This is a genomic window from Pseudotenacibaculum sp. MALMAid0570 (assembly GCF_040151415.1).
Classification (GTDB): Bacteria; Bacteroidota; Bacteroidia; order Flavobacteriales; family Flavobacteriaceae; genus Polaribacter.
The window spans coordinates 11,497-32,557 of record NZ_JBDKWF010000050.1; the positions used below are offsets into that span (position 1 = coordinate 11,497).

19 protein-coding genes and 1 tRNA gene are annotated in these 21,061 nt (G+C 32.5%); 3 read left to right on the plus strand and 17 right to left on the minus strand.

The genetic code is table 11. From position 1 onward, the window contains the following. Window positions 1–18: 18 nt before the first annotated feature. On the minus strand, window positions 19–1,353 hold the full coding sequence (locus AAON49_RS12300) for an MATE family efflux transporter (RefSeq protein ID WP_349555006.1): 1,335 nt from the start codon (window positions 1,351–1,353) through the stop codon (window positions 19–21). A 101-nt stretch (window positions 1,354–1,454) separates the two neighbouring features. Here AAON49_RS12300 and AAON49_RS12305 point away from each other — a divergent pair, with 101 nt between their 5' ends. Both AAON49_RS12305 and AAON49_RS12310 read left to right on the plus strand, forming a co-directional pair. Then, window positions 1,455–2,249 carry a universal stress protein gene (locus AAON49_RS12305; RefSeq protein ID WP_349555008.1) on the plus strand — a complete coding sequence of 265 codons (795 nt, stop codon included), beginning with the start codon at window positions 1,455–1,457 and terminating at the stop codon, window positions 2,247–2,249. A gap of 6 nt (window positions 2,250–2,255) precedes the next feature. Further along, window positions 2,256–2,329 (plus strand) — tRNA-Ala (locus AAON49_RS12310). Window positions 2,330–2,424: 95 nt separating this feature from the next. Here the strand turns inward: AAON49_RS12310 and AAON49_RS12315 are convergent. The 3 genes from AAON49_RS12315 to AAON49_RS12325 all read right to left on the minus strand — a co-directional run bounded on the left by AAON49_RS12315 (window position 2,425) and on the right by AAON49_RS12325 (window position 6,466). Then, entirely contained in the window at window positions 2,425–3,090 is a 666-nt protein-coding gene (locus AAON49_RS12315) for a helix-turn-helix domain-containing protein (RefSeq protein WP_349555010.1), read from the minus strand. A gap of 109 nt (window positions 3,091–3,199) precedes the next feature. Further along, window positions 3,200–3,700, minus strand: coding sequence for a GNAT family N-acetyltransferase (locus tag AAON49_RS12320; RefSeq protein WP_349555011.1), 501 nt, complete (start codon window positions 3,698–3,700; stop codon window positions 3,200–3,202). Window positions 3,701–3,712: 12 nt separating this feature from the next. Continuing rightward, window positions 3,713–6,466 carry a PD-(D/E)XK nuclease family protein gene (locus AAON49_RS12325; RefSeq protein WP_349555013.1) on the minus strand — a complete coding sequence of 918 codons (2,754 nt, stop codon included), beginning with the start codon at window positions 6,464–6,466 and terminating at the stop codon, window positions 3,713–3,715. Between the two features lie 76 nt (window positions 6,467–6,542). Between AAON49_RS12325 and AAON49_RS12330 the strand changes: the two genes are divergently transcribed. Next, a complete protein-coding gene (locus tag AAON49_RS12330; protein ID WP_349555015.1) occupies window positions 6,543–7,325 on the plus strand; it encodes an amidohydrolase in 783 nt (260 codons plus the stop codon). Here AAON49_RS12330 and AAON49_RS12335 read toward each other — a convergent pair. The 13 genes from AAON49_RS12335 to AAON49_RS12395 all read right to left on the minus strand — a co-directional run bounded on the left by AAON49_RS12335 (window position 7,315) and on the right by AAON49_RS12395 (window position 21,061). Beyond that, the gene (locus AAON49_RS12335) at window positions 7,315–8,043 is read right to left on the minus strand and encodes a lysophospholipid acyltransferase family protein (protein WP_349555016.1); all 729 of its coding nucleotides are present in this window, start codon (window positions 8,041–8,043) and stop codon (window positions 7,315–7,317) included. The genes AAON49_RS12330 and AAON49_RS12335 overlap by 11 nt on opposite strands. A 40-nt stretch (window positions 8,044–8,083) precedes the next feature. After that, complete coding sequence (locus tag AAON49_RS12340; RefSeq protein ID WP_349555017.1) at window positions 8,084–8,512, minus strand: hypothetical protein; 429 nt, start codon at window positions 8,510–8,512, stop codon at window positions 8,084–8,086. 80 nt (window positions 8,513–8,592) lie between these two features. After that, window positions 8,593–11,292: a TonB-dependent receptor gene (locus AAON49_RS12345; protein ID WP_349555019.1), complete on the minus strand. Its 2,700-nt coding sequence runs from the start codon at window positions 11,290–11,292 to the stop codon at window positions 8,593–8,595. A gap of 207 nt (window positions 11,293–11,499) precedes the next feature. Continuing rightward, complete coding sequence (gene pgi, locus AAON49_RS12350; RefSeq protein ID WP_349555021.1) at window positions 11,500–13,071, minus strand: glucose-6-phosphate isomerase; 1,572 nt, start codon at window positions 13,069–13,071, stop codon at window positions 11,500–11,502. A 10-nt stretch (window positions 13,072–13,081) separates the two neighbouring features. Continuing rightward, a complete protein-coding gene (locus tag AAON49_RS12355; RefSeq protein WP_349555022.1) occupies window positions 13,082–14,359 on the minus strand; it encodes a peptidoglycan DD-metalloendopeptidase family protein in 1,278 nt (425 codons plus the stop codon). Window positions 14,360–14,399: 40 nt separating this feature from the next. Next, the gene (locus AAON49_RS12360) at window positions 14,400–15,179 is read right to left on the minus strand and encodes a DUF3108 domain-containing protein (protein ID WP_349555023.1); all 780 of its coding nucleotides are present in this window, start codon (window positions 15,177–15,179) and stop codon (window positions 14,400–14,402) included. Window positions 15,180–15,285: 106 nt separating this feature from the next. Continuing rightward, a complete protein-coding gene (locus AAON49_RS12365) occupies window positions 15,286–16,203 on the minus strand; it encodes a tryptophan 2,3-dioxygenase family protein (protein ID WP_349555025.1) in 918 nt (305 codons plus the stop codon). Window positions 16,204–16,316: 113 nt separating this feature from the next. After that, the gene (gene hppD, locus AAON49_RS12370) at window positions 16,317–17,477 is read right to left on the minus strand and encodes a 4-hydroxyphenylpyruvate dioxygenase (protein ID WP_349555026.1); all 1,161 of its coding nucleotides are present in this window, start codon (window positions 17,475–17,477) and stop codon (window positions 16,317–16,319) included. A gap of 105 nt (window positions 17,478–17,582) precedes the next feature. Beyond that, the gene (locus AAON49_RS12375) at window positions 17,583–18,740 is read right to left on the minus strand and encodes a homogentisate 1,2-dioxygenase (RefSeq protein WP_349555027.1); all 1,158 of its coding nucleotides are present in this window, start codon (window positions 18,738–18,740) and stop codon (window positions 17,583–17,585) included. Between the two features lie 207 nt (window positions 18,741–18,947). Beyond that, window positions 18,948–19,277: a 2Fe-2S iron-sulfur cluster-binding family protein gene (locus AAON49_RS12380; protein WP_349555028.1), complete on the minus strand. Its 330-nt coding sequence runs from the start codon at window positions 19,275–19,277 to the stop codon at window positions 18,948–18,950. A 7-nt stretch (window positions 19,278–19,284) separates the two neighbouring features. Continuing rightward, a complete protein-coding gene (locus AAON49_RS12385; RefSeq protein ID WP_349555029.1) occupies window positions 19,285–19,659 on the minus strand; it encodes a four helix bundle protein in 375 nt (124 codons plus the stop codon). 47 nt (window positions 19,660–19,706) lie between these two features. After that, a complete protein-coding gene (locus AAON49_RS12390) occupies window positions 19,707–20,762 on the minus strand; it encodes an NAD(P)/FAD-dependent oxidoreductase (RefSeq protein ID WP_349555030.1) in 1,056 nt (351 codons plus the stop codon). A 62-nt stretch (window positions 20,763–20,824) separates the two neighbouring features. Then, window positions 20,825–21,061: a NifU family protein gene (locus AAON49_RS12395; RefSeq protein WP_349555031.1), complete on the minus strand. Its 237-nt coding sequence runs from the start codon at window positions 21,059–21,061 to the stop codon at window positions 20,825–20,827.

The following is a 21,061-nucleotide window of genomic DNA, read 5'->3' on the forward strand; positions in this document are numbered from 1 at the left end:
AAAAAAGTTTTGTCAAAATTAACTCTTTTCCACTAGTGGTAAAAACTTTCTTCTGAATTTGATAACCAAAGGAAGCCCCCTCGCTACAATCCAAAAAATAAAAGTATACCAGATTCCATAAAGATTTAGATCAAACCAATCGAAAAGTAAAAGTGCAGGAATAAAGATGATAAAAGTTGCAAATAGCAATAAATTCCTTAAAAAGGCCGTTAGCCCCATGCCTTTGAACATTCCATCAAAAATAAAAGTAATAGAACATAAGGGTTGCATGATTAAGATGATCCAAAAAACTTCGTAAAAACGATCTAATACTTCTTGATCTTTAATAAAAACTTCTCCAATAACATTGTAAAAAAGAAAACCAAAAGCCGCAAGGCTTAGTCCCGTATAAAATCCATATTTAGTGAGTTGATTCCCTAATTTCACCAAAGTATCATATTCTTTGGCTCCTAACAATCTTCCAGATAAGATATTTCCTGCGCTAGAATAACCATCAATAAAGAAAGCTCCAAAGAACCACAGTTGAATTCCAATTCCGTATGCAGCTAAAGCATCTGTACCATAACTGGTTGCTTTATATACTGCGAAAATAAGCGCTGCATTAAGCGCTACAGTTCTTAGGAATAAATCAAACACCATTTTTATTAATCGAGGGATCTCTTTGTTAAAGGGTAGCACTATTTTTAATCGAATTGAAGTTTTCTTTAGTAAAAGAATAGCAGCTGTTATTGCCATAGCTACCTGAGAAATTACACTTGCATAAGCGGCTCCATCTATATTCATTGCAGGAATCCACCCTTCAATTCCATAAACAAGAATTAAATCAAAAACGACATTTAAAACAGCACCCATAATTGCAATAATCATGGGATAAAAAGTATTTTGCAAACCTCTAAATGTTCCAAAAACTGCAAAGACAAATAATGTAAAAGGCAACCCAAAAACACGAATTTCATAATAATCTATAGCGTAGGCTAAAATCGTATGTTCAGCTCCATAAACTTTGAAAATATATTCTGCAAAAGGAAATGTTGTGGCAATGATTAGCAAACCAATACTCACAACAATTAAAAAGGATTGAGCGGGAAGTGTTTTAACTTCTTCTAGTTTATTGGCGCCTAAATACTGGGAGATTATAGAAGATACAGCACTTCTAAACTGAGCAAAAACCCAAATGAGCATTGATAAAAAAGATCCAACAATGGCAACAGCGCCTAAACTTTCTTTGGCGTGAAAATCTATGTTCCCAATAATAGCAGTATCAGTTATAGAAATAAGTGGTTCTGCTATTCCAGCAATTAAAGCAGGAATAGCCAAGTTGTTGATTTTTTTAAAACTAATATCTGTTTTCAAGAGAAAAGGTTGAAATACAAAAGTAAGGATAAGACCTGTTTTTCTCTCTAGATTTACATTTTAAAAAAAATGTACCTTTGTGTGAAACCAAAGTCGCTACCATGAAACATATCTTAGTTCCAATTGGCTCGAAAGAGAATGCTAAAAACACTTTACAGTACGCTATTGATTTGGCATCAGAGTTTAATGCTCAGCTAACTGTTTTTAGAGCTTACCAAGTAATATCAAAAGCAGGAACAATGACGAATGTTGATGAATTTATGGCTAAAGAAACTCAGTTGTATTTGAGATCTACGGTAAACTCAGTAGACAGAAAAAACATCGATATAAAAATAGCAGCAGCCAAAGGTGGAGCAATAGAAAGTATCAATGCGATAAAAAACGAAATCGGAATCGACTTAGTTGTTGTAGGTCCAAGAAGTAACTCAATTAAAGAGGAAGTTTTTTTAGGGAATACATCAGGAAGCATTGTCAAACAAACAGATATACCTGTTTTAGTTGTTCCGGAAGGATATAAGTTTCAACCATTTTCTACTGCATTAACAGCTTTTAAATCTGGAATTTTAAAGAAAGAAGGGATGTTAACACCTTTGTTAGACATTAAAAAAGCGTTCAATACGTCTGTTAACTTATTATTGGTAAAAACTCCAGAGTATAAAGAAGAGGACTTGGTTATAGATGAAGCATTATTGGCTATAAAAAGCACATTAAATACTACTGAGAATGTAACTACATTTCAAGGGGTTTTAGAGCATTTTCAATCTAACAATCCAGATTTATTATGTGTCTTCAGAAGAAAACGAGGGTTCTTTAAAAAGTTATGGGAAAAGAATACCGTTTTAAAATCAGAATTCCACTGTACGATTCCATTATTAGTTCTTAGCGGAGCACAATAATTTTTTGGGGCATTAGCTCAGCTGGCTAGAGCGCTACACTGGCAGTGTAGAGGTCATCGGTTCGACTCCGATATGCTCCACAAGTTTTACGAGACAACAATCTAAATGTGATGATATATACAAATAGATTGTTGTCTTTTTATTTTTATTGAGTAGGAGTTTGTTAGTGAGTCTTTTAGAAATTAAATGAACGGTTTTGTCTTTTTATTCTTGAATCAATAATCATTCCTATAGCAATAATTACAATTGCAGCTGAAATTACACCAATTTTAATACTCGTATCAATATGTTTTTGAACGGCAAAAGCAGTTGCAAATGAAATTCCGAAACCTGCGGTTAACGTAGAGTAATAATTAGCAGGCACAAAGCCTAGTTTATTTTTTAAATACTTTTTAAACAAGATTAATTTTTTCTTGAAAATTTCATTGTTAAAGGAAGGTATTTTTTCAAGTTCCAAGTACTCTAAATAACGTTCAATTCCTTCTAACTGTTCTGGACTTAACCCTTTTTCTCTAAGTCTCGTTAAAATGCTAATAAACCTCTCAAAGGTTTTGATTTCAGATTTTTCACCGGTTTTATTCAATTGTTTTTTTAAAAAAACAATAGTTGCTTTTATATCAACAGTTTCGGAAATAGTTCCTTCTTTAGATAGTTGACTTAATTCCACATCTAGAGCACTTGCAATTCTTTTTATGGTTTCGCCTGTAGGTGTAGATTCATTATTTTCAATTCTTTGAATTGTTCGTAAACTTACTCGAGATTCTTCTGCTAAATACTCTTGAGACATACCTCTCAAGGCTCTTAATTCTTTTAATTTTTTTGCTAAATTTTTTGTTTCCATTTTGAATGTAATTTTTGTTTCAGCAAATGTATTTTAGGTTCCATATTAGAAATAACGTCAAGTTTACGACATCTTTACGTAATGAACTATTGCTCGTTTATTTACGTTTTTACAATTTCTTTTGATATAGGTTGTTAATAGATAGTGGCATTTCTTTTTCTCCAACCTTCTTAAAACCTAGTTTTTCATAATATTTACAAAGACTGATATTGTTAGAAACTGCGTCTAACCTTAGATACTTACAATCGTTTTTTAACGCTCTTTTTCCTATAGCATCAATTACTAGAGAACCAATTCCTTTTCCATTATAGGTTTCTTTGATGACTAAAGAATGAATATATTTTGCCTTTTTGTTTTGTTCGCCCCAATACAAGAAATCTTCATTCATGATTCTCACCATACCGATGTTTTCATCGCCTTCAAGATTGATAAAAAAGAACTCATTATTTTGAATCCCCTTTTCAACCCATTGTATTTTTTCTTGAGGTGGATTTTTCCAATATTGCCAATGATCAACATTCATTTTATGAATCTTTTCAGCAGTTTCTTTGAATAGATTTAGAACAGTTTGTTTGTCTTTGATTTCTATTTGTTTGAATTGAATATTCATTAGCAGCTTAGTTTAAAACGGCAATTCTTCAGGTTCTTTAAAAGACATTAATGGATTGTATATTTCAGCAATAACCTCTCCAATTTTTTCAATAGCTAGCTCTAATTTTTCTTGAGTAATTTCATAATCAGGACTACTGTAATTGGATGAGAAATTGATTCTTAAAAATCCATTTTTTAGATTCTTAAAAGAATAAATACCAGCTTCTAACTTCAATTCCTTTTGAATTTGTTGTTCTTTTGTGAAGAGCAAAGAATATAGTAATACTTGAATTGCTTTGCTATACTTATAATCTTTGATGAGATTTAAATCAGGAATTTTAAGATCGTTCGCATTTACCATTCCTGTTTTATAATCAATTACCCTAGTTACTCCATTTAACTCATCAATTCTATCTACAATTCCTTTAATCTTAATAGGAAAATCTATTCCTGTAACATCGATAAAGGTTTCTAATTTTTGCTCTGTCGCAATAATTTTTAATTGATTCTTTTCTTTTAATAGCTGCTTATCTGAGGCTAAAAATCGTTGAACATACTTGTTTGCTACTTCAAAAATGAGACGGTTTTTACCAGTGTTGATGTCACCTTTTCTAAAATGTTTCAAGAAATACTTTTCAACAAAAGACCTCGAAACTTTTTCCATAGAATCTATATCATCGACTTTTAAAAACTGATTGATACAAGGTTTATAGAGTTCTTCTAAAGTATCATGAACAATGGTTCCTAATGTATTGGCAGCTACTGTTTCTTCAACTTCCTCAAGTTCTTTAATTTCTAAAATTTTGTCTTTATAAAAAGCTATGGGATTGTATAGGTAATTTGTTATTGCTGACGGAGAAACCCCTTTTTTTGCTAACAACCTTAGTTTTTCTGTAATTTTTGAATTTTTTTGAATCTCTTGCAGCGCTCTTTTGTTTGTTATTACTTTTTGATGAATAAACTGAGTCTTAACGTCTGAACGTAAAAGTTCTAATTGAGAAATAAATCGACTCTTTTCGCCATTTCCAAACGAATCATTCTCAGTATTATACAGTAGGTATACATTTTCAGCTCTTTGTAGCAACCTGAAGAAATGGTATGAGAAAATAGCATCTTTTTCTTTATACGTTGGTAATCCAAACTGAAGCTTTACATCAAAAGGAATGAAAGTGTTTTGAGTACTATTAGAGGGAATAACATTTTCATTTACCGATGTAATAATAATGTTTTTAAAATCTAAAACTCGAGTTTCTAGCATTCCCATTAACTGAAGTCCTTTTAAAGGCTCTCCTTTAAAGGAAAGCTTTTCTGAAGCGATAATCCTTCTATAGAAAACAAATAAGGTTTTTATATTCTGAAAGTAACCATAAGAACCATTAAGATTTTTTAATTGAGTGAAAGCGGTGTAAAACCTAAAAAGGTATTCTTTCTCCAATGTGGAAACATGATTTCTTACATGTTCAATAAAAAGAAGAATACGATCTATAAAGTTTTCTACTTCTTGTAATGGACTAAAAATAGCTGTAATAACAGATAACGTCGATTCATTTAAGGTTGAAAAATAGGAGCCTATATCTTCTTTGCTGATAAACGATTTATTGTCTTTGGAAATTTTACTTTGAATATCTAAAACTATTTTTTCTAAAGTTTCATTCAAAATCATTTGACTCACCAATGAGTTTTTAAAAAAACGAAGCACATCTTTATAATAAAAAACATTGCTTTCTGTTTTTTGCAATTTTTCTTGAGTGATAAACAGTTGAAAAATTGAAGTGATAAAATTAGAAGTAGGAACATTTTGCAACGGATATCCCATGGTAATGTTAATTGCATTTACTTTTTTAGGAATAGAATTCAAAGCAACGGGCAATAAAGATTCATCACCCAAAACCAAGGCAGAATCTTGATAATCTTCAAAATTTTCAAGAAGCTCGCCAGCGTATTTTAACTGTGAAATATTCTTAGCAGCTCCAATAACCTGAATGTTTTTATGCTTGTTGAAATGAGAACCCAACAACTTTATATCTCGACCTTGATAGTACTTCCATTGGGTTTTGTACTTTCTAATAAAACTTCCTGCAGAATGATTACTCTCAAAAAAAGCCTTGTCAATATCCCAATAAATTTCAGATCTATTGGTTACTAAAAATTTTTGAAACAAAAATTCTTCAGCTTTATTTAAAGCATTAAAACCAATAAAGAAAAATTTTTTGCCTTTGTTGTTCTCAATAAAACGATCAACTTTTTTAACAGCTTCTCTATATATGAGACCTTGGTATCCAACATTTTTTTCTAATAAAAACTCTTGCAAATGCTGATAATATTTGCCAAGTCTTTCCATGAAAATAAAATGATCCTTTATAAGGTCAGTTTCTTTAAACTCGCCTTTTACAGACCATTTTCTCAGACGTTGTATATCTCGTAAATAGGTAAAAATATCATTAGAATTTACTAAATATTGATCAACTTCATTAAAATCTTGTAATACAACAAAAGCCCAAGATGAAAAAATCTCAAAAGAATCTGGATTCTCTTCAATCTCACAGTAAATTTTGTAGAAATGAAAGAGTAGTTGAATCGTATCTATATTAGAAACTTTAGATATTTTTTCTGAAAAATGCTCAATAGTTAAAATCTCAGGTAAAAACCCATTTCCAATTCTATCTCTCAAATTGTTTTTTACAAAGACACCTGCTCTTTGAGAAGGCAAAACAAATACACAATCTTTAAAAGAACTGTTGGTTAGAAGTATGTCGTTTAAAGTTTCTGAAATAAAAGTTTGCATAGATTGTTCTTACTTTCTTATAACAATGTACAAAATTGTTATGCTAATTTTATAATATTGTTTAAAATTTACTAGCATGCAAGAAGCACTTACTGTTGTTGCAATTCAAGCCAATTTAATTTGGGAAAAAACACAAGAGAACTTAGACTTATTTGAAAGTAAAATCAATGAGTTGTCTGAAGATGTTGATTTAATCATTTTACCAGAAATGTTTTCTACTGGATTTACAATGGAACCAAAATCTGTAGCAGAAAAAATGAATGGGATAACTGTTCAATGGATGAAGAAAATAGCAATAACTAAGAAGATAGCTTTGGTTGGAAGTGTTGTGATAGAAGAAGATAATAAATATTATAATAGAGCAATTTTTATTCACCCAAACGGACTAATTGAAACCTATGACAAAAGACACTCTTTCAGTTTAGCTGGCGAACATAAAGCTTATACTTCAGGGAAAGAAAAACTAATTGTAGATTATAAAGGATGGAAATTACTCCCTCTGATTTGTTATGACTTAAGGTTCCCGGTTTGGTCTCGTTCCAATAATGATTATGATATACTGTTATATATGGCTAACTGGCCCAAGCCAAGAATTGTAGCTTGGGATTCTTTATTAAAAGCTAGAGCTATTGAAAACATGAGTTATTGCATTGGTGTGAATAGAGTAGGAGAAGACAAAAATGGTCATCAATATATTGGACATACAGCTGTTTATGACTACTTAGGAGAGCAAATTGGTTTTACCAAGGAAGCCGAAGAAGGGTATTTGAAAACTACATTATTCAAAAAGAGTTTACAAGAAACCAGAAAGAAACTTAATTTTTTAAATGATCGAGATCAGTTTTTAATTAAAGATTGATATGGTCTTTAATTACTTTTTCGGTTTGTGTAAGAACTTGAGCAATATTAGCATCTTTTAGAGGAATAGGCTGGTGACTTTCCAAAGTAATTTTATTAAAGATTCCTAAAGGAAAACTTCCATAACGAAAGACTTTCCATGAATTGTTAATAGAAATAGGAACTATATAAGCCTCTGGATTATATTTGATCATCATTTTTAATCCGTTTACCGAAAACTTTTTTGGAACACCATTTCTACTTCTGGTTCCTTCTGGAAAAATAGCTGCAGACCAACAATTGTTGTGAATTCTCTTACCAAAATTCTCAAGTTCTTTTAAAGCTTGATTAGGGTCCTTTCTGTTAATTAATGCAGCCCCACCGTGTCTTAAGTTAAACGAAACACTGGGAATACCTTTTCCTAATTCTATTTTTGAAACAAATTTAGGATGATGCTTTCTCAAATACCAAATCATAGGAGGAATGTCAAAAGTTCCTTGATGGTTAGCTGCAAAAATAATGGTTGTGTTTTCAGGAATAGGGTAGTGTTTGACAAAGTTAATTCTGTTACCAAGAATTAAAAGAGCTTGAATCAAGCACCAATTCATTATGTCTACGATGTTCTTATGAGACTTGTACCCGAATTTCAGTCCAACCCATTGTAATGGATGAAATATGAGGAGAATTAAAAAAAAGACAACTCCAAAAATTAGAGAAAGGAGATAGCTAATTATTTTCATGAGGATATAAAAAAACCTGAGAATATCTCAGGAATTTATATTAGAATGCTGGCCATTGATTCCAAGGAATTCTTGCCAAGATTAACACAAGTGCAATTCCGTAGAAAATAGCAAAGGTTTTAAATTTTGCACTATCATCAGTTTTCTTTTTGTGTTTAGACCATCCAATAGTGATTAGCACAATTGCTAAAATCATCAAGATAGGATGTTCTATAGCTAAGAGTCTTGAAGCAGAGTCTCCCATAACTTCACTTCCATTTGATTTTAATGCTTTATAATACGGACTAGCAAAATACCAACCTAAACCAATTAGCAATTGAATGTGAGAAACAATTAATGTAAACAAACCTATTCTTAGGTCTTTACTGTTGAAGGTTCTTTTTTTGGAAAGTCCAGAAATTGCATTAAAAACTGCAACAACTAGCATAATAACTACGATGTATGCCCAATAAGAGTGAATTAGTTTCATTATGATAGAATTTAGTTATTGTAAAAATACAAAAACCACCTCAAATGAGGTGGTTTTTTATATGTATAGATTTCTCTAGTTTAGAAACGATATCTTACAGTAAAGTTCCAAGTTGTTCCCCAACCAAAGAAAGCTTTGTTTGAAGTATCTATACCTTGGAAAGTTGCATCTCCAGGGCTAGCAAAAGTATTTGTTAACGATTCTGCGATATAAACTTGATCAAATAAGTTGTTTACGTTTAATCTAAAGTTAACAGAATCATCATTCTTCATGTTCCAACGGTAAGAAAGACCTAAATCAGATAAAGAATATCCTGGTAATTCTAAAGAACCTTGGTGATTTGGAGTATCAAAATCATCTGCATTAATTCTTGCATATAATCTCTTTACAAATCTTTGGCTATAGTCTACTCTTAAGTTGTCAGTAATATTTACATCAATACCTAACCTACCAGTAGATTGTGCAGCATCACCTACTTTTACTCCGTCTAAGTATAGTTGAAGTGTACCAATAGGGTTTTGATTTTGATCTAAAGCAACACCAGAAACATCTCCTCCGTATTCCCAATCTCCTACAGATAACATACCTACTACACGAACATTGTCAGTAATGTTATAAGTGAAATCTAATTCAGCTCCCATGTGGATTTGCTCAACTCCTTGGATATCTGCGCTAGCTTGCTCAAATACTCCAGGGCTTACTTCAATACCTCCACTTACAGAGATAAATCTGTCTTTCCATTGAGTTCTATATAAGTTCACATTAGCTCTGAAGTTTTCAGATCTATATCCATAACCTAATTCAAAACCAAGTACTTTTTCGTTTCTTGGGTCTGGGTTTACGTTGTTTTGGAAGTTTAAGAAAATTGCATCAAAGAATGGTTGTTTAGAGTAGTAACCTGTGTTAGCAAAAACGTTGTGGTTTTCATTAATGTTCCAGTTAATACCTCCTTTAATATTACCTCCTAAGATGTTTTCCCAATCAGTTTCTCTTGCAGGGTCAGTGCTTAAGAAATTGAAGTAATCTATTCTCTTAAATCCTTGTTGAGAAGCTCCTGCTTGAATGAATGCAGAAACATCATCATTTTTATATTCTAATTGACCGAATACTCCAAACCAACGAACTAAACCGTCATTGTGGTAGTCAATTTTTTCTTCATCGTCAGTGCTTTTGAAAACATTCCATAAGCTAGATAAATCAGAGCTATACTCAGTTGTTAAAACGTTTCCAGCTGTATTAAGATCGTCAGATACTCTATATCCGCTAGCTCCTAATAAGTTGTCAATTCTTCTGTAGTGAATACCTTTATATCTACGTAAATCGATACCAAAATCTAAAGATAACTTATCGTTTAATTGAGTATTGAAGTTAGATAATAATCCAACCCAGTTGTGAGAGTTAATAGAAGCTCTTCTTGTTAAACCATTGTTGCTTCTATCGTTGATGTTTCCATCAGTTAAGTCTCTTTGGTAAGTGTTTCCGTCAGAGAAAACAACAGCTTCACCTTGGTTATATCTTACGATATCATCCCATAAAACAACTCCAGTACCTTGGTCTCTAAAGATAGAGTTTGAAGCAAATCTAAATCCAGGAAGTCTTCCGATATCTCCTGTTCCACCTCCACGTCCAAAAGAAACGTAAGCAGATGTAGTTAATGTAGAGTTGTCGTTGATTGCCCACGTCCAGTTTAATGAAGTTACTGGTTTGTGGTAGAAATTCTTTCTCCAGTTAAATTCTTTACCATTTAAATAACCATGGTTAAAGTTATATTTTCTACCGTAACGTAAGTATCCACTTAATCTAGCAGTGTTAAAGAAACTTGTAGTTCTTTGGTTGTGAGTTTGAGGTGCTCCAGTTAACATGAACTGGATATTGTGATCACCTTTATCCCAACCTAATCCAACGAAGTAGTTGTATCCTTCAAATTGAGTTCCTTGAACATATCCTTCTCCAGCAGTTCTACTTAATAAGAAAGAAGCGGCAAAACCGTTTTCATTTTTACCAGTAGAGTAAGAGAATAAATTCTTAAAATAACCATCGTTACCAACAGAACTCATCACAGTTCCTCCTTGTTTTTTATCTGTAGTCTTAGTAATAATATTGATTGTACCTCCTACAGAAGAGATTGCTAATTTAGAAGATCCTAAACCTCTTTGAACTTGCATTGCAGTTGTTACATCAGATAAACCAGCCCAGTTAGACCAGAAAACTCTTCCGTTTTCCATATCGTTTACTGGAACTCCATTGATTAATACAGCAATGTTTTCTTGAGCAAATCCACGAATGTTAATTCTTGCATCTCCAAAACCTCCACCAGATTTAGTTGCATACACTGAAGGTGTATTGTTTAAAATCTCAGGAAATTCTTGAGAACCTAATTTGTCTTGAATCTCTGAAGCTTTGATTGTAGAAACAGCCACAGGTGTTTCTCTGTCTTTAGCTACGTCAATAAGTCCTTTGATTACGATTTCATCTAAGATGTTTCCATCTTCTTCTAATTTAATAGTTCCTAAGTCTCCGGCACCAGAGAAAGAAACTTCCTTAGTTTTGTAACCAACAAAAGAGATAACTACAGTACCGCTATTAGAGTTTGCGCTAAGTGTAAACTTACCATCAAAATCAGTTTGAGTTCCGTTAGTTGTACCTTTAATTACAACACTAGCTCCAGGAAGACCTTCATTAGTTTCATCAACTACGGTTCCTGAAATTCTTGTTTGTCCAATTACTGTAGCAGCACAAAAGAATAATGCTACGAATAATAAGTTCTTAAAGTTTTTCATTGTAGAATTTTAATGTTATTAAATGCTTTGCAAAAGTCTTCTATTTTGCGGGGTGCAATGTTAAGTAAATGTTAAGCTTTAACAGACTTTTAACTAAAGTAAAAGTAAGGGTTTCATTGATAAAAACCTGTTTATCATCAAGTTAGATATTAACTAGGTTATTAACAAAATGTGAAAGCCAAATTAAAGTAAAAAATATAGATTTTTTTAAGCCTTATTAAGGAGTTTTTTAGCCAATTCTTTTCCTAGTTCTACACCAAATTGATCATAGCTAAATATATTCCAAAGAACACCTTGTACAAAGATTTTATGCTCGTACATAGATACTAATTCACCAAGTGATTCTGGAGTTAACTTATTAAATAATATGGCATTACTAGGTCTATTACCTTCAAAAACTTTGAAAGGCATTAACGTAGAAATCTGATCTGTATTTCCCGAAAATTTTAATTCTAAGTGTACTTCTTCTTTACTTTTTCCAAAAGCTAAGGCATCCATTTGAGCAAAGTAATTTGCCATTAATTTTTTGTGATGATCAGAAAGTCCGTATAAAGATTGTTGATAACCAATGAAGTCAGCAGGAATTAATTTTGTTCCTTGATGAACCAATTGCATAAATGCATGTTGCATATTAGTTCCTGTACTTCCCCAAACAATAGTTCCTGTTTGATAGTTGATAACTTCACCATCTCTATCAACACTTTTTCCATTACTTTCCATAATCGCTTGTTGTAAATATGGAGCCAATTTTGTTAGGTATTGAGTGTAAGGTAAAATCGCTTCAGACTCGGCATTATAAAAATTATTATACCAAATACTTAAGAGTGCTAAAACAACTGGAATGTTTTTATCAAATCGAGTTTCTCTGAAATGAATGTCCATTTTTTCAGCTCCATCCAACAAAGATTTGTAATGATCAAATCCTACTGATAAACTTATTGAAAGACCTACAGCAGACCAAAGTGAAAAACGACCACCAACCCAATTCCACATTGGAAAAACATTTTTGGAGTCAATTCCAAAAGCATCAACAGCTTCTAGATTGGTAGATACAGCAACAAAGTGTTTTGCGATGTCAAATTGAGAAGCAGATTTTAAAAACCAATTTTTAATAGTATTAGCATTTGTGATGGTTTCTTGAGTGGTAAATGTTTTAGAAACAATAACAAATAACGTAGTTTCTGGGTCTAATTTTTTTAGAATTTCAGATACATGATCTCCATCTATATTAGAAACAAAGTGTGTGTTTAGGTGGTTCTTATAATATTGTAAAGCTTCAACAATCATATCTGGACCTAAATCAGACCCTCCAATACCAATATTTACAATATCTGTAATTTTCTTTCCTGAGTACCCTTTCCATTCACCGGAAATTACTTTGTTGGAAAAAATGCGAGTTTTACGTAACGCTTTTTTTACAAGAGGTTTGATATCTTTTCCATCTACCAAAACCGGGTCTTCAGAATTACTTCTTAAAGCGGTGTGCAATACAGCTCTACCTTCGGTTACATTGATTTGATCTCCAGAAAAATATTTTTCAATAGCATCTTTTAGATGTAACTCTTCAGCCAATTCAACTAGTAAATCTATAGTTTCTTTTGAGATTCTGTTTTTAGAATAATCCAAATGTAGATCATTGAAATCAATTGAAAAATTATCTTTTCTATTTGGGTCTTCTTTGAAAGATTGTTGGATAGAAAAAGAATTCATTTCTTGAAAATGATGTTCCAATTTTTTCCAAGCTTTTGCTTTTGTTGGATTGCTATTTAATAAAGACATGTTCAGTTAGTTAGTTTTGGGCAAGAATTTTCACAGATTCGGGTGCCTTTTTTTCGGGATAAGGAATATTGTTTAGTTGCTCTTCTAAGGGGTTTATAAACTTTAAATATGCAGGTTTTAAACTTTTCTTTAGAGGTTTTGCTGAAGGTAATTTTTGTTTAAAGGGATCTACTTGTCTTCCGTATTTCCAAAAACGATAGCAAACATGAGGTCCGCTAGTGTTTCCGGTCATTCCTACCCAGCCAATGATATCACCCTGTTTTACATATTGTCCTTTTCGCACTTTTCTTTTTCTCATATGCAAATACTGAGTAGAGTAGATGTTGTTGTGCCTTATCTTCACATAATTTCCATTACCACCTCTTCTTGCTGATTCTACCACTGTTCCACTAGCAGTTGCCATAATTGGAGTGCCAACTTTTGCAGCAAAATCTGTTCCGCGATGAGGTTTAACTCTTCCGTAGTAAGCAATCTTTCTTTTTAAATTATATCGAGAGGAAACTCTGTATTGAAATTTGATTGGTGATCTCAAAAACTGACTTCGAAGCATGTTTCCTTCTTCGTCATAATATTCTGGAATTCCTTTGATAGAGTCAGGAATAAATCTATAAGCATATAAATCTTTTCTGTTATGATTAAACAGTGCAGCTTTTACTTTTCCATAACCAACAAAAATGGTATCGTCTATAAATTTTTCTTCGTAGATAAGTTTGAATTTATCTCCTCTTTGTAGTTTGTAGAAATCTAAGGTCCATGCATAGATGTCAGCAACCGCATAAGTTAGATTTGGATTTAAATGAAGACTATCCATTGCCTCAGATAGTGTAGAGTATATTTCTCCAGCAATTTCTTTTTCAACAACTTTTATAGGTTTTCTGTATTTATAAGCAGTAATGGTTGAATCTTGAAAATCAACAATTGTGGCTGTAGCTCTACTGTCTTTGTAAATAAAAACTTGAGCTTTTTCTGTAGAATCTTTCTTGGCAAGAATCATATAAGGTTTTCCTGCTCGAACTCTTCTAACATCAAACGTGTCTTTAATTGTTTTGGCTATTTTGTTGATTTTAGGATAGAATACATGATGTCTGTCTAAGATAATCCCGAAACTTTCTCCTCTTTTGATTGTATCTTTAATAACCTTGTAATCATTTAGTTTATAACCAAATTCATAAATAATTTCAGGGATTGATGCTTTGAGGTTTTCTGTTTTAGGAAGGTCGATTTTTTTATCTTCACCGCAAGAGAATAGTATAAGAAGACCGATAAAAAAGACTACAAATTTTTTCAACAGAAAAGGGTTTATCTATTTTTTGCGGTAAAAATACAATTTAATCGAATATGATTTTAAATGAATTTGCTAATCCTTTAAATGCTTTTAACTCTGCTCTTAAAGAACCAACCGCTAAAGCAGCTTTTAATTTGATTGGAATTTTATTGTCATCTGCAGTTACCCATATAGTTACACTTTCATTTTCTTTAAAAACTCGCCCAGCTTGAACAATAGGTCTAAACTTGAGGGTTTTTATCTTTCCAAATCGAGTTTTTAAAATCTCTGTACCTAAAAATTTTAGCTTGAAGGGAAATGTCTTCGAATCAAAGAACATGTCTAAACTAATTTCATCACCAGATTTAAGAGTGTCAGTTTTTATATTTCGCAGATAATAGAAAGTAGAAATCATGTCTTGTACATCTCCTATTTCTGCTTGCTTTACTGTCTTGTATTTATAATCATGAATGGTAGCAATTTTATTCTTATGATCAAATTTCGTATCTCTTTTAATGATGTGACCACCTTCGTTTACATCTCTTTTAAACAAGTAGGGTTTAGAATCTTCTTTGTCAAAATAAGATTCGTAGGTATCTCTTACTTTAAAGAACCATCCAACAAATGTGCTAGTTTTTCCAAATCCTTTAGCATAGAAGACTTTTTTTCCATCAAGTAGGGTTTCCTTAAGCTCAAGTGTAGCAGTACCAGCTTTTAAAAAACCGCTATAACTCATTTTGTACTCAAGCCATTCACCACTCTTATAGGGTTTTACTTTTTTTTCTTGTCCAAAGGAAAAGACAGAAACAAAAAATAGAATAGCAATTAAAATATTTCTTTTCATATGAGTTCAAACTTATAAAAAATGCATGACAAATAATATTCCGTAAAAACAAAAAGCTATCCGAATTGAAAATCAGATAGCTTTTTTAACGAATCTTTATCATTTTTTAAAAGGTTCCCCAGTCTTTAAGTTCTTGATCGCTCCATAAATAAGGGAAGAAAATTCTTCGTTGGTACTTTGGATGCATATATTTTCTCCAGTTACTTCCGCCAGTTGCTTCCAATTCTTCATCACCTCCACCTAAATATTTTCCAGCAGCATTGTAATGTGCCATTACCCATTTTACATTTACAGTATAATCATAATGACGCATAGCTTTGATAAGATCTTTATCTTTTTGAACTTCATCGGGCAGTTGTTTAAACTTTTTAGAAAGATTACATTCGTTATAATCTTCCATAAAGTCGATAAAATCTCCCATATATTTTTTATCAAAAAGTTTAATTAAGATCGATTTTTCACCTGTTTGATGATTTTTTCCAGCTGCTTGCCAATACAAATGATCGTAGGCGTTTTTGAAAGAAGAATTCCTATCGATAGTATCTCTAAATCGCGCATCGATCAAATTAATTAACTCTGTTGATGCGAATTCTATCTTTCGGTATTGGGCACTTTGAAAACCGCTAGCCGGAGTTAGGGTATTTCTAAATTTCAAATACTGTTCGCGTTCCATACCATCAGCCATGACAGTAAAAGAACTACAAAGCATATCAAAATAGCGACTAATCCTCATCAAATGCATGGAAAATTTTTCTGCGCTAACATTTTCTACTCTGGCTACTTGATCTATTTCCCACAAAATCATTTTAAATAACAATTCATTTACCTGATGGTACATGATAAATACCATTTCATCGGGTTGATTTGTTCTTGGGGTTTGCAATCCAAGCAGGGCATCAGTTTGAATATAATCCCAATAGGTAATAGGAGTACTCCATAGTAATCCTTCCAACATAGATTCTAAGGGAACACCAAGCTCTTGGTATTTTTCCTCTATTGCTTTTAATATATCGTCTTTACTCATTTTTAATTTTTATATAAACATTTATTTTACTTTCCAATTTATCTATGTGAAAATAGATTTATGAAAAGGGTGATTTAATGTTTCTATAATTATGCATTTGAGTTAGAATTTTATTATAAAGTTCCTCTTTTTTGTTGCTCTCTTTCAATAGATTCAAACAATGCTTTGAAGTTTCCAGCGCCAAAACCTTTAGCTCCCATTCTTTGAATAATTTCAAAAAACAAAGTAGGTCTATCTTCTACTGGTTTTGTAAATATTTGTAATAAATATCCTTCTTCATCAGCATCTACAAGGATTGATAATTTTTGAAGCTCTGCAATATCTTCTTTCATAATATCCATATGAACACCTAGGCGATTAGGAATCTCATCATAATAAGCTTGAGGTGGAGGTGGTAAAAACTCAACGCCTCTTGCTTTCAATTGAGCAACGGTTCCAACAATGTCATCAGTAGTAACAGCTAGGTGTTGTACTCCTTCTCCTTCATAAAAATCTAAATATTCTTCAATTTGAGATTTCTTTGCAGCTTTTGCTGGCTCATTGATAGGAAACTTGATACGACCATTTCCGTTACTCATTACTTTACTCATTAAAGCAGAGTATTCTGTATGAATTTGTTTGTCATCAAAAGATAAGAAGTTTACAAACCCCATAACATCTTCATACCATTTTACCCATTTATTCATTTGATTCCATCCAACATTACCAACCATATGGTCTATGTATTTCAATCCAACAGAAGTAGGGTTGTAGTCTGATTTCCATTCTTCGAAGCCAGGTAGGAAGACACCGTTATAGTTTTTGCGCTCTACAAAAATATGAACGGTTTCTCCGTAAGTGTAAATTCCTGATCGAACTACTTCTCCGTGTTCATCTTTTTCAACTGTGGGTTCCATGTATGGTTTTGCACCACGTTTTGTGGTTTCCTCAAAAGCACTTGTTGCGTCTTCAACCCATAATGCAATTACTTTTACACCATCTCCGTGTTTTACAATATGATCATTAATAGGTGATTTACTATTTAAAGGAGTGGTTAAGACCAACCTAATTTTATCTTGCTTAAGTACGTAGCTTACAGAATCTTTAGATCCTGTTTCTAAACCTTTATAAGCATAAGATTGAAACCCAAAAGCAGTTTTATAAAAGTGGGCTGATTGTTTTGCATTACCAACGTAGAATTCTACATAATCGGTTCCAAGCAATGGAAGGAAGTCTTTAGCTTCCTCGAATATTTTTTCTAAACCGTAGTTTACTGATTTTATTTCTTTTGACATGATGTTTTATTTAATAGTTAATGTAATAATTGAATGAATTTACTTCTCATCAACTACCACATTGCTCTTAAGTGTGCTGTTATGTCTATTCTTTTTTCTAGCATGTTATTCTAGCCAAGATTTGTAATAATCTTCGTCTGCAATTTTCATTGCTTCTTCGGTTACTTTTAAAGGTTTAAAAGTATCAACCATTACGGCCAGCTCTTCGGTAACAGTTTCTCCAATGCTTCTTTCCGTTGCCCCAGGATGCGGTCCGTGCGGAATACCAGCAGGATGTAATGAAATGTGGCCGGCATCGATATCATTTCTACTCATAAAATCACCATCTACATAATACAGAACTTCATCAGAATCTATATTACTATGGTTATATGGAGCTGGAATTGCATCTGGATGATAGTCATACAAGCGAGGTACAAAACTACAGATAACAAAAGCATCTGTTTCGAAAGTTTGATGAACAGGAGGTGGTTGATGAACGCGTCCAGTGATAGGTTCAAAATTATGGATAGAAAAAGCATAAGGATAATTATATCCATCATAACCAACAACATCGAAAGGATGAGATGCGTAGACCATTTCTATGATTTCGTCTTGCTTTTTAATCTTCATTAAAAAGTCTCCTTTTTCATTATGTGTTTCCAATTCTTGAGGCTGACGAATATCTCGCTCACAAAAAGGAGAGTGCTCTAATAATTGACCAAACCAGTTTCTGTATCTCTTAGGAGTATAAACTGGACGATAGGATTCAACAATAAATAATCTATTGTCTTCCGAATCAAAATCTAATTTATAAATCATTCCTCTAGGAATAACTAGGTAATCTCCATATTTGAAATCAAGATTCCCCATATGAGTTCTTAGTTTTCCTGTTCCGCGATGCACAAAAATTACTTCATCTGCATCGGTGTTTTTATAAAAATAATCTTTAGTTGATTTCTTTGGGGCAGAAAGGATGATGTTACAATCTGAATTGGTTAAAACAATTTTTCTACTTTCTAAATAATCCTCTATTTGAGGAACTTGAAATCCTCTAAATCGATAGGATTGAATGTTATTTGCTTTGGCAATTTTTGGAGCTACAGAATATTGTTTTCTGATTTCTTTGACCATGGTTGGTCTGTATTCATGATACAAATTCGACGACATTCCATCAAAACCAATAGTTCCAAACAACTGCTCGTAATAAAGACTTCCGTCTTCTTTTCTAAATTGTGTATGTCTTTTGGGAGGTATCTTCCCGAGTGTATGATAAAAAGGCATTTTTTAATGTAATAATATGTTAATGTGAAAATGTAATAATGAGGGTATGCATTGCTACATTGATTAATTACTCAATTGCTACATTAAATAAGCTACTCAGGGTTCCTTTTAATAAGGTTTTTTAACAAGACTAATAACTCTAACCAGTACATAATAAGCGTTTTAAGAATAACGCTCTACAAATATAAATAAAAGTATGAATGATTCTTAACTCTCTGGAGCTAATTCTACTTCCAAACCATCTAATTCTGGCGTCATTTGAATTTGACAGCCTAAACGACTGTTATCTTCTACATAAAAAGCTTCTGCTAACATTAGATCTTCGTCTGGACTCATTTCAGGTAATTCATGGTTAGATTTCACATAGCATTGACAGGACGCACACATTGCCATACCTCCACAAACACCAATAGTTCCCTCAGGAGCCAATTCGTATGAGCGAACAACTTCCATGAGATTCATAGCCATATCAGTTGGAGCTTGTATTTCGTGCAATACTCCATTTCTGTCTGTTATTTTAATTGTTATATCTTCCATAAAGGAGCTAGGTTTTAGTGCCTAGTTTCTTAGCGTTATTTAATGACTTTATTAAACCAGAAATCATTTTTGCGATTTCATTAGAATTTTCAATTAACCTAGAAGCTTCTTTTTGAGTTAAAAATTTTAACCGAATTGCTAGATAAAGCATTGATCTTACTTCACTATTTGATGCTATTGCAAAGTAAAGAAATCTTTTAAAATCTGGGTTGGTACTCCTGTCAAAACCTTCAGCGATATTGTTAGATATTGAAACAGAAGCTCTTGTTATTTGATCTTTAAAAGAATAATCTCGGTTATTTTTAAAAGCCTCATATATATTAACCGATAAATCTTGAGCTTTTTGCCAGACAATAATGTCTTCAAATCTTTTTATTCCCATGATATTGCAATTTTTAGTAAATATACTAATACCTGGGAACTAACAAGCTAATTTATCTTCTTCACCACTGCCTTCGGAGCTTCTTTTTTGGTTCCGTCAAAACCTTCTACACCACCAACGGTTGTGTATTTCATCACATATTTTTTGTCAGGGAAAATACGCTGATATGCACTTTGACACATCAGAGTCGCTTCATGAAAACCACATAGAATTAATTTTAACTTTCCTGGGTATGTGTTTACATCGCCTATGGCATAAATTCCTGGAATGTTGGTTTGGTAATCCAAGGCGTTATTGACTTTGATGGCATTTTTCTCGATTTCTAAACCCCAATCTGCAATAGGTCCTAGTTTAGGAGATAATCCAAATAATGGAATAAAATGATCACACTCTAAAGTAACTTTTTCGTCTTTATTTTTAATAATTGAAACTCCGCTTACATGATTTTCTCCATGAATCTCTTTGACTTCAGCAGGAGTGATTAATGTAATCTTCCTAGCATCTTTTAACTCCTGAACTTTATCTACAGAATCTAAAGCTCCACGAAATTCGTTTCTTCTGTGAACTAATGTTACTTCAGAAGCAACGTCTGTTAAGAAGATAGACCAATCTAGGGCAGAATCTCCACCGCCAGCAATGACAACTTTTTTATTACGATAAATTTCTGGATCTCTAATAATGTACTCTACACCTTTATCCTCGTAGTTGACAATGTTTGAAATAGGTGGTTTTCTAGGTTCAAAACTACCTAAGCCTCCTGCAATTGCTACAACAGGAGCATGGTGTTTAGTCCCTCTATTAGTAGTAACGATAAATGTATCGTCTTCTAGTTTTTCAATAGTATCAGCTCGCTCTCCTAGAGTAAATCCTGGTTCAAATGGTTTAATTTGTTCTAATAATTTATCGGTCAAATCTCCAGCTAAGATTTCAGGATAAGCAGGAATATCGTAGATAGGTTTTTTTGGATAAATTTCTGAACATTGCCCTCCAGGTTGAGGTAATGCATCAATTAAGTGGCATTTTAGCTTTAACAATCCTGCTTCAAAAACGGTAAATAATCCAGTGGGTCCAGCGCCAATAATTAAGATATCTGTTTTGATCATTCTTTCTGTAAATCGAGGTAAAAGTAATGGTTAGGTGTTTTTAAAAAACTGATTTTTATCAGTTATTCTACATTGATGACTTCCTGAATATTTGGAGCGTACTTTTTAATAGTAGCTTCTACTCCATTTTTCAAGGTCATTTGATTTACAGAACAACCAATACAAGCTCCTTCTAATTGAACTTTTACAATTGCATCTTCTACAGATAATAGTTTGATATTTCCACCATCACTTTCTAAAAAAGGCCTGATTTCATTCAGTGCTTTTTCTACATTTTCTAATGTTTCTTGTGCTGTCAT

What these genes read in the sequence shown, in the direction of transcription:
- AAON49_RS12390 (WP_349555030.1), bottom strand. Translation starts at nt 20,762, where the DNA reads ATGATCAAAACAGATATCTTAATTATTGGCGCTGGACCCACTGGATTA.
- AAON49_RS12315 (WP_349555010.1), bottom strand. Translation starts at nt 3,090, where the DNA reads ATGGAAACAAAAAATTTAGCAAAAAAATTAAAAGAATTAAGAGCCTTG.
- AAON49_RS12375 (WP_349555027.1), bottom strand. Translation starts at nt 18,740, where the DNA reads ATGCCTTTTTATCATACACTCGGGAAGATACCTCCCAAAAGACATACA.
- AAON49_RS12325 (WP_349555013.1), bottom strand. Translation starts at nt 6,466, where the DNA reads ATGCAAACTTTTATTTCAGAAACTTTAAACGACATACTTCTAACCAAC.
- AAON49_RS12395 (WP_349555031.1), bottom strand. Translation starts at nt 21,061, where the DNA reads ATGACAGCACAAGAAACATTAGAAAATGTAGAAAAAGCACTGAATGAA.
- AAON49_RS12345 (WP_349555019.1), bottom strand. Translation starts at nt 11,292, where the DNA reads ATGAAAAACTTTAAGAACTTATTATTCGTAGCATTATTCTTTTGTGCT.
- hppD (WP_349555026.1), bottom strand. Translation starts at nt 17,477, where the DNA reads ATGTCAAAAGAAATAAAATCAGTAAACTACGGTTTAGAAAAAATATTC.
- AAON49_RS12385 (WP_349555029.1), bottom strand. Translation starts at nt 19,659, where the DNA reads ATGGGAATAAAAAGATTTGAAGACATTATTGTCTGGCAAAAAGCTCAA.
- AAON49_RS12320 (WP_349555011.1), bottom strand. Translation starts at nt 3,700, where the DNA reads ATGAATATTCAATTCAAACAAATAGAAATCAAAGACAAACAAACTGTT.
- AAON49_RS12305 (WP_349555008.1), top strand. Translation starts at nt 1,455, where the DNA reads ATGAAACATATCTTAGTTCCAATTGGCTCGAAAGAGAATGCTAAAAAC.
- AAON49_RS12330 (WP_349555015.1), top strand. Translation starts at nt 6,543, where the DNA reads ATGCAAGAAGCACTTACTGTTGTTGCAATTCAAGCCAATTTAATTTGG.
- pgi (WP_349555021.1), bottom strand. Translation starts at nt 13,071, where the DNA reads ATGTCTTTATTAAATAGCAATCCAACAAAAGCAAAAGCTTGGAAAAAA.
- AAON49_RS12340 (WP_349555017.1), bottom strand. Translation starts at nt 8,512, where the DNA reads ATGAAACTAATTCACTCTTATTGGGCATACATCGTAGTTATTATGCTA.
- AAON49_RS12380 (WP_349555028.1), bottom strand. Translation starts at nt 19,277, where the DNA reads ATGGAAGATATAACAATTAAAATAACAGACAGAAATGGAGTATTGCAC.
- AAON49_RS12365 (WP_349555025.1), bottom strand. Translation starts at nt 16,203, where the DNA reads ATGAGTAAAGACGATATATTAAAAGCAATAGAGGAAAAATACCAAGAG.
- AAON49_RS12335 (WP_349555016.1), bottom strand. Translation starts at nt 8,043, where the DNA reads ATGAAAATAATTAGCTATCTCCTTTCTCTAATTTTTGGAGTTGTCTTT.
- AAON49_RS12360 (WP_349555023.1), bottom strand. Translation starts at nt 15,179, where the DNA reads ATGAAAAGAAATATTTTAATTGCTATTCTATTTTTTGTTTCTGTCTTT.